The organism is Chryseobacterium gossypii (assembly GCF_041361455.1).
GTDB lineage: Bacteria > Bacteroidota > Bacteroidia > Flavobacteriales > Weeksellaceae > Chryseobacterium > Chryseobacterium gossypii.
The window spans coordinates 1-8,798 of sequence record NZ_JBGCUR010000052.1 but is presented as its reverse complement, the minus strand read 5'-3'; the positions used below and the strand labels follow the sequence as shown (position 1 = coordinate 8,798).

General features: G+C 39.6%; 10 protein-coding genes. 9 read left to right on the top strand and 1 reads right to left on the bottom strand.

All coding sequences use genetic code 11. The annotated features are described in order from the left end of the window. Positions 1-890 (bottom strand): tetratricopeptide repeat protein (locus ABMQ40_RS16350; RefSeq protein WP_370901534.1); only part of this gene is annotated, 890 nt, incomplete at its 3' end. 578 nt (positions 891-1,468) lie between these two features. On the opposite strand from ABMQ40_RS16350, the gene ABMQ40_RS16345 reads away from it, so the two are divergent. From ABMQ40_RS16345 to ABMQ40_RS16305, 9 genes are all read left to right on the top strand, one after another. Continuing rightward, complete coding sequence (locus tag ABMQ40_RS16345) at positions 1,469-2,041, top strand: YciE/YciF ferroxidase family protein (protein ID WP_370901532.1); 573 nt, start codon at positions 1,469-1,471, stop codon at positions 2,039-2,041. 219 nt (positions 2,042-2,260) lie between these two features. Beyond that, on the top strand, positions 2,261-2,443 hold the full coding sequence (locus ABMQ40_RS16340) for a hypothetical protein (RefSeq protein ID WP_370901530.1): 183 nt from the start codon (positions 2,261-2,263) through the stop codon (positions 2,441-2,443). A 222-nt stretch (positions 2,444-2,665) separates the two neighbouring features. Further along, a complete protein-coding gene (locus ABMQ40_RS16335) occupies positions 2,666-4,357 on the top strand; it encodes a cbb3-type cytochrome c oxidase subunit I (protein ID WP_370901528.1) in 1,692 nt (563 codons plus the stop codon). A gap of 11 nt (positions 4,358-4,368) precedes the next feature. Then, on the top strand, positions 4,369-5,361 hold the full coding sequence (locus ABMQ40_RS16330; RefSeq protein WP_370901526.1) for a cbb3-type cytochrome c oxidase subunit II: 993 nt from the start codon (positions 4,369-4,371) through the stop codon (positions 5,359-5,361). Between the two features lies 1 nt (position 5,362). After that, positions 5,363-5,632: a hypothetical protein gene (locus ABMQ40_RS16325; RefSeq protein WP_370901524.1), complete on the top strand. Its 270-nt coding sequence runs from the start codon at positions 5,363-5,365 to the stop codon at positions 5,630-5,632. A 5-nt stretch (positions 5,633-5,637) separates the two neighbouring features. Beyond that, positions 5,638-6,045: a cytochrome C gene (locus ABMQ40_RS16320; protein WP_370901522.1), complete on the top strand. Its 408-nt coding sequence runs from the start codon at positions 5,638-5,640 to the stop codon at positions 6,043-6,045. Positions 6,046-6,068: 23 nt separating this feature from the next. Then, positions 6,069-6,668, top strand: a complete 600-nt coding sequence (locus tag ABMQ40_RS16315; protein WP_370901520.1) for a Crp/Fnr family transcriptional regulator — start codon at positions 6,069-6,071, stop codon at positions 6,666-6,668. Between the two features lie 81 nt (positions 6,669-6,749). Continuing rightward, on the top strand, positions 6,750-7,172 hold the full coding sequence (locus tag ABMQ40_RS16310; RefSeq protein ID WP_370901518.1) for a low affinity iron permease family protein: 423 nt from the start codon (positions 6,750-6,752) through the stop codon (positions 7,170-7,172). Positions 7,173-7,178: 6 nt separating this feature from the next. Then, positions 7,179-8,645 (top strand): alpha-amylase, encoded by a 1,467-nt coding sequence (locus ABMQ40_RS16305; RefSeq protein ID WP_370901516.1) that lies wholly within the window; start codon positions 7,179-7,181, stop codon positions 8,643-8,645. Positions 8,646-8,798: the final 153 nt, after the last annotated feature.

Below are 8,798 nucleotides of genomic sequence, written 5' to 3'. Positions count from 1 at the left end.
CATATCCTGTTTTTTTCTTCTTTTCCTTCGTTTTTTATCGCAGCTATAAAGGCTTTAGTCGAAAGATTGGCTGTTTCAGCCTGATCCTTTTCAAATTTTGCTATTTGATGATAATAAAGATCTCTATATTCATGTTCCTTTTTCTGATCACCAGTCTCTTTATATAAATCGGCAAGGTCAAGATAAATCCAGTGGATATTTACTCCAAAAATATCTTTTGTGGCCATAGCAATTTTCAGTGCCTTTTGATATGCTTCTTCTGATTTTTTATACTGATGCATTTTCAGGTAGTATCTTCCGGCAATAAAATATAAATAATTTTGATTACCATTTAGAAACTTTTCTCTATCAGCTATTCTGAATGCATTATTAAGATAAATTCGGGTTGAATCCAATTTATTTCTTTCGAAATGTCTAAAGGCAATCATACCTTCTGTTGTGATATCTTTTTTAATATTTCTGGCTTTATGAAGGTAGATTAATGAAGAATCAGGCTGAACTACTTTAGATTTATCAATATAAACCAGTTGCAGCAGATATTGTTTCATTTCAGAATCTTCACTTTTTTTTAAACAATAAAGTGCCTTATTGAAGTATTGATGGCCCGTATCATTCATCAAAAGGAGCAGATTAAGCATTCCATACTGATCATACAGATGTGCTTTATGGATCATATCATCTGAATCTTTTAAAATAGATTCAGCATTTTGTAAAAATAACAGACTGTTTTTGTAATTACCTGTATAAGAATTGATAAGAGCAAGATTAGTATAGCAGGTTGCTTTACCAGCCTGATATTTTTCTTCATTAGCGATGGCTAAGTACTTCTGGTTGAGATTGATTCCCCCATTTAAATTCCCTGAAAGAAGAAGTTCCTCAGTTTGCTTCATTAGCGGTAAATCAAAAGTTTTGAGATATTCTTTTTTTGAAGGCCGGCATGACATTAAAAAAAGTAAAAAGAAAAATACAAATAATAGCTTTTTTTTCATCTTTGCTTCCGATTTTTTTAAAATAACAGGGACTTAAGTTACAAATATAATATAAATATAAATTTGTTAGATTTCATTTATATTACTAAATATTCCGATTAAACTATTCTCAGAAATAAAATTAACAGACTCAGCATTTCCAAGATGATCATTATAGAATTTTTGAGGCATACAAAATTTTAATATGAAATAGTATTCAAAACAAGAATTATTTCGGATATAAAAGAACTGTTGGGGCTAATTTCAGACAAGCAATGAGAAAGTTCATTGGCTGCGAAGTAAAGCTATTCGAAAAATCATGAACCCCTTGCCGGCAACTTACAAATTTAAGAATTACCGAAAAATCCGCTAAGATTATGGACTCTTATTATCGCAATAAGTCAGATTTAATCGTTCTAAATTAAATAAATCCTGAATCTATCAATAATAATTGGTCTTATAATTGTAGATATTTACAACAATCACTAAATAATATTATTATGGAAACGAAAACCACAACAAAAGGAACTGTCGCCAAAAGAGCAACCTCTTCCAAAACAACCGCCAAAACTCCTGCAAAGAAAAACGCAGCCAAAGAGCTGAAAGATCTGTTTGAGGATTCACTTAAAGATATTTACTGGGCTGAAAAGGCACTGGTAAAAGCGTTACCAAAAATGCAAAAAAATGCTACCGATGAAAAGCTTAAAACAGCAATCGAAAAACATATTTCCGAAACTGAGGTTCACGTTACCAGGCTGGAAGAATGTTTTGCCGCACTAGGGAAAAAAGCACAGGCGAAGAAATGTGATGCTATGCAGGGACTTCTTGATGAAGGTAAAAGTATCATGGAGGAAACAGAGCCCGGCGCGGTAAGAGATGCCGGTATCATAGCTGCCGCCCAGAAAGTGGAACATTATGAGATCGCTACTTACGGAACACTTGCTGCCTATGCGAAGGTCTTAAAAGAAGAAGAATGTCTTAAAAGTCTGTTGGCAACACTTAATGAGGAAAAAAAATGCGATGAGCTGTTAACTAAAATAGCCGATACAAACCTGAACACTAAAGCCGTTTAATATTCATAAAGATATAGATAAGAAGAGACCTGGAAACCAGGTCTCTTCATTTTTTTGTGATATGATACTATATTTCCATTATGATGCGTACTTTCTTAACCTGTTATCTATTTCTATGATTTTAGTCATAAAGTTTTGGCTATATGTTTTTCTACTTTTGATATAACACACCACAAATTTAATATTATGAAATTTACTACAGTACTACTCATCTTGTTTATGTTTTTATCGGTCGTCAGCTGTACGAAAGAACCGCAACCACAACAGACTAATATCGACAGTCTGAACACCGGTGACAGTATGGTCTCCGGCAATGCCCAGATAACACCGGATACTGGTGATGACACCCTTCCGATGGACAGCACCTCATATGATGTAGATTCCATTAAGAACAGTAGATAGCCTTATTTACAAAGAGTTTAAGCGTTACGCATTCATTCGAAAGCGGGTTGATATTTTCCATTTATTAATATCAGCAACGATTCTTCCAGTAAGCCGGACACAATCATTCAAATTGTGTTAATAGTAATTTCCTTACTATATATTTAATCCATAATGTCTGATATGGTAGACTCATCATTATTTAAAGAAACGGGAATACAGATTACTCTGCTATTGTTATTAATGATAATAGTAGCGGGTCTGATAATAGTTGTCCTCAAATTTTTATCCATTTATAATAACATATTAAGAAGACGGGAATCCCGTGAGACTCAAAAAGAAATAGAAAGTCTTTCTCCTGAGGAGCTTAAGGTTTACGAGCAGAGAGAAAGGGAAATCAAGGCTGAGCTTTATGGAAATGAGCTTTCCGGCAATGTTCCTCCTTCGGATGAGAAAGGAGTAATACAGAATATAAACTACGTGGAAGAGCTCAGGGTATTTCCTACTAAAAGAAGAACCTCTTCTTTACAAAAGTATACTTCCTCCGAGCTCAACAAGCTGATCCTTTATTTTTTGGGAACTGCTATTTTCTGGCTGATCATAGGAACCACATTCGGATTATACGCGGGAATAAAGTATGTGGCTCCGGATGTAGAGCATACAAGCTGGCTAAGCTTCGGAAGGTTGCGGCCTGCGCATACCAATGCCGTATTCTGGGGCTGGGCTTCATTGGCAATGGTAGGCTTGTCATATTATGTGGTCACAAGGGTTAGCAACGTTGAAAATTACAACATCAAACAAGGATATCTTTCTCTTATCCTAATCAATGCAGCGGTACTTGCCGGGACCATATCCGTACTTGCCGGGGTAAATAACGGCGGAGGGGAATACAGGGAATATATCTGGCCTATCATGATCACGTTCGGAATAGGTATCGCCCTCTCCACGCACAATTTATTCAGACCGGTTACTAAGAGAACGACCAAAGAGATTTACATTTCAAACTGGTATATCATTTCCGGAGCCATGTTTATTGTCATTGTTATCCTGGTAGGATACATCCCCTTATGGCAGGACGGCGTAGGTGAGACCATTACCCAGGGATATTATATGCATCAGGCCATAGGAATGTGGTTCATGATGATCAATCTGGGACTGATGTACTATTTTTTACCTCAGCAGCTTAATAAACCCATTTATTCCTATAGTCTGGGAGCCCTGGCTTTCTGGACCCATATTTTGTTTTATACCCTGATCGGGACACACCACTTTATTTTCAGCGCTATCCCATGGCGGCTACAGACTACGGCCATTATCGCCAGCGCGGGAATGCTGATTCCGGTAGCTGCGGGAACTACCAATTTTATTCTGACCTTCAATGGAGCCTGGTACCAGCTTAAGACAAGCTATACCCTACCCTTTTATTTCATGTCGATCATATTTTATTTTACCGGTTCTTTCCAGGGCACTGTGGAAGCGTTCAGGTATACAAACCTGCTCTGGCATTTTACAGACTTTACGGTCTCCCATTCGCATCTTACCATGTACGGGATCATTACCTTTATGATCTGGGCATTCTGCTATACATTAATTCCGAGACTTACAGGCAAGGAACCCCCTAAATTATTGGTGGGAATCCATTTCTGGCTTGCACTGATAGGGCTGCTTTTTTACGTTATTGCCTTAATGATCGGCGGAACGCAAACCGGATTGATGTGGATGAAGAAAAAACCTTTTATAGACGGAGTGATCAATATGTTTCCGTTCTGGTTGTGGAGAGCTATAGGCGGTACCATGATGTGGATCTCCCATCTTATTTTCGCTTATAATTTTTACAGAATGGTAAGGCCTAAAGATGACATCAAGGTTCCGAAAACACCTGCGGAAATATTGGCCGCTAAGAGACAGCTTAAAAATACCGAGTTTAACCCTTAAAAAAATTAGTCATGATGCTATTAAATGATCACAGGATACTTTTCGGGTCAGCTCTTGCTCTTTTTCTCTTTCTGACGCTGTATATTGCCGTACTTCCGGCTCTTGACAATCAGAGAATCAACAAGCCCTTGCCAAGACAGGCCAGAATGCTGACCAAGGAAGAGAGAGTCGGCAAAATGGTATATATTGAGAACGGCTGTGTTGCCTGCCATACCCAACAGGTAAGAAGTGTGGAAATGGATAATGTTTTCGGGAAAAGGCCAAGTATCCCTGCAGATTTTGCCATCAACAGAAGAACGGATTTCTGGAGAAATACCGCCAACCTGATGGGTACCCAGAGAACCGGACCCGACCTTACCAATATCGGGGAAAGACAGCCCAGCGCGGAATGGCATCTGATCCACCTGTATCAGCCCAGGGCAGCCGTAGAGGCATCTATCATGCCCGCTTATACCTATCTTTTCATAGAAAGGGATTATTTACAGCCCGGAGATGTGGAAGTGAAGGTACCTGAAAAATTCCTGAAAAATAAAAATAAAAAAATTGTGGCCACCCCAAAGGCCCTGCAGCTGGTTGCTTATCTGAAATCCCTGAAACAGGTGGATTATACGGATAAAAGTATTGTTCCCGCCTTTTTATATAAGCAGAAAAAAGAGGAAGGAACGGCTCAGGGAGCTGCCAATTTACCTGACGGAGCAGAGCTCTTCACCGCTAATTGCGCATCTTGCCATCAGGCCAACGGAGAAGGCGTTCCGGGTGCTTTCCCACCATTAAAAAACAGCCCTGTTGTTACAGGAGGTGATCTGGAGCTGTATGTCACCATAATCATGAAAGGATATGATCCAAGACCGGAATTTGCCACAATGCCACCTGTGGGAACCAACGCCAATTTTACTCCGGAGGACGTAACAGCCATCATTAATCATGAAAGGACAAGCTGGGGAAACAATGCTAAAAAGGTCACCCTCGAAGAAACAAAAACAATAATGGATAAAATAAAATAATATGAAAAGCTTCATCAAAAATATCATGACTCTGGTTCTGGCTCTTTTTACAACCTATATGTTCGCCTGTGATGCGTGCCAACTTCAGCAGCCGGAAGTGACAAGAAACCTCACCCACGGAACCGGACCCGACAGCAACTGGGATTGGTTCATCGTGGGAGTCGTTATCCTGATAACGGTTTTAGCTTTGATATTTTCAGTTAAATATTTGATAAACCCCGGTGAAAAAAACCGGGACCATATCAAATATGATTTTTTAAATGAAAATTAAAAATTATGACTAAAGATAAAAGTAAGGTTTTCCTGTTCTTAGACGATGATCCTACTCCCATCGCAGAATTGGATACACCGATAGTTTTTGATTTTGACACCAAAAAGATTCCGGACGGAGAGCATGTTCTTAAAATTGTAAGCCAGTCGCCATCCGGAAAAGAAGGGATCAAAAAGATAAACTTCACCGTTTCAAACGGTCCCTCAATAAAGGTTGAAGGATTGAAAAATAAGGATGTGGTAGACGGCACCCTGTCCCTGATGATCAATGCCTATGATAAGGGAAATCAGAAAAGCTTCCTTATCAACGGAAGCGAAACTCCTCAGACAATTCCTTTCTGGATATGGATCATCGTTATTTTATTCACAGGATGGGCTATTTACTATGAAATAACCAGCGCAAATATACAATAGTGTATTACCTTTAAATGAACAGTATGGCCACTATCAGCGAAAGATATCTGAATACTGCAGGTGCAGAAGTAAAAGAATACAACGCCAAGGAATTTATCTTCCATGAAGGAACCCAGCCCCTTTTTTACTATCAGATCACAAAAGGAAAGGTAAAGCTGAACAATTATAATAAAGACGGGAAAGAATTCATTCAGAGTATTTTATTTGAAGGCCAGAGTTTTGGAGAAGCCATGCTTTTTTCCAATAAGCCTTATCCCATAGATGCTGTTGCCCTCACCAGATGTACAGTCTTAAGACTGTCGAAGAGCCGTTTTCTGAACCTGCTGAGATCATATCCGCATCTGTATTTTAACGTATGCAAGGGATTATCAGATTGCCTGTATTATCAGTACGTTATGTTACAGAAAAACTCTTCTCAAAGGCCTAAAGACCGGCTCATGGGAATAATGGTCTACCTTAAGAACTCTCAAAAGGAACAGGCTCCGTTTTCTTTTAAGATACCTTTTACCAGACAGCAGCTTGCCAGCCTTACGGGACTTTGTGTGGAAACAGCGATACGGGTAATAAAAACCATGGAAAAAGATAAAATCGTAAGGATCAAGGACCATAAAATTTTCTTTTAAGATCAATAAACAGATTAATGTGCTTGGTTAACCATATAGAGCGATCTGTATGGTTAACTTTAAATAAACCAGAAGTTAGTTATGAGAAAAAATCTTTTCGAGAGGTTTGCCAACTGGGCGGCGAGCTTTGCCGGCAGTGCAGGGGCATTTATGACAGCAAGTTTACTTGTCGTGATCTGGGCTGCTACAGGGCCTTTTTTCCGCTTTTCGGAAACCTGGCAGATGATCATCAATACAGGAACAACAATTGTGACTTTTTTAATGGTCTTTCTTATTCAAAAAGCCCAGAATAAGGATTCAAAAGCCATACAGATAAAGCTTAACGAACTGGTTGCCGCTTATAAGCATGCAAACAACCGTATAGTGGATATTGAAGATCTGACCGAAGAGGAAATCGATCAGCTGCATAAGTTTTATGAAAAACTTGGAAATTTTTTCAAAAAAGATCTTAGGTCCGATAAAACCCCGTATCCACATGAAAAAATAAACTACCGATATAAATAATAAACTATGAACGGCGTAATTATCCAATTCTTTCACTGGTATCACCCGGGTGATCTCTGGAATGAATTTATAGAAAAATCAGAATATTTAAAAGACCTCGGCATCACCGCGGTCTGGCTTCCTCCGGCCACAAAATGCGCGATGGGTGCTAAAGGCAGAGGATATGATGTATATGACCTTTATGACTTGGGAGAATTTGACCAGAAAGGCTCCGTTGCTACAAGGTATGGTTTCCGGGATGATTATTTGAAAGCTATTGAGAAGGCTCATGAGCTGGGAATATCCGTATATGCAGATATTGTCCTGAACCACAGAATGGGAGGGGATGAAGATGAAGAAATCATGGTACATCAGGTAGAGGAGGAAGATCGTAATAAGATCATCAGCGAGCCATTCACAGCAACGGCTTCCACCAGATTTACCTTCCCGGGCAGAAACGGCAAATATTCAGGTTTCATATGGGACCATCAATGTTTCAGCGGAATAGATATCATCAAAAAAGGGGACCAGGAAGTGAAGGGGATCTTTAAGATCCACAATGATTACGGAGAGGACTGGAACCCTTCGGTGAGCCATCAGTTTGCCAACTACGATTATCTGATGGGGGCAGATGTGGAATACCGGAATCCGCACGTAGTCCAGGAAATGAAAGACTGGATCAAATGGTATATTGAAACCACTCATATAGATGGGCTCCGGCTGGACGCGCTGAAGCATATTTCCGCTGATTTTTTAAAAGACTGGATCGGCTTCATTAAGGCAGAAGTGAAGGATTGCTTTATTATGGGAGAATTCTGGAAAGATAAGGTAGAAAAAATATCTGATTTTTCGGAAAAGATGAATGATGTCATTTCCTCCTTTGATGTCCCTCTTCACTATAATTTTTTTGTAGCATCCAAGGAAGGGAAAAACTATGACCTTAGCACAATTTTAAAAGACACTTTCCTGGAATGGAATCCGGTATCTTCTGTTTCCTTTGTGGAAAACCATGACACTCAGAAGTTTCAGGCATTGGAATCTGCAGTCAAGGATTGGTTCAAGCCCATTGCCTATGCTATTATTCTGATGTCTGAAACTGCCTATCCGTGCATCTTCTATCCCGATCTTTTCGGCGCGGAGTATACTGAGACCAGGGATGGAAAGGAAGTAGAGGTAGTGATGCCCAAAGTTGAGGTTCTGCCTAAGCTGCTGGAAGCCAGAAAGCAGTTTGCCTATGGCGAGCAGATAAACTATTTTGATCATCCCAATTGTATTGCCTGGGTCAGGAAAGGAGATCAGGAACACCGCGGATGTGTAACCATTGTTTCCAATAATGAAGAGGGCTATAAAGAGATTGAACTGGGAAAAGAGTTTGCCCATGCCAGGCTCTACGATTTTTTACAGCTGAGATCTGAAGAGATAACATTGGATGAGAACGGTAAAGGTACTTTTTTAGTGAACCCAAGGTCAGTAAGTGTATGGGCTTTCCGTTAAGCTTCCTTAAATTATATGATTAAAAATCCCAATCCAGTCCCTTTCCTGAAAAGGAGGTTCCTGCCAATAGGAATCCTCCTTCCCGGGTGGCTACCGCAGCCGAGAGAAAGTCATGGTTCTGTCCTGAGAAATACCTTTCCCAGGCCTCTTCCC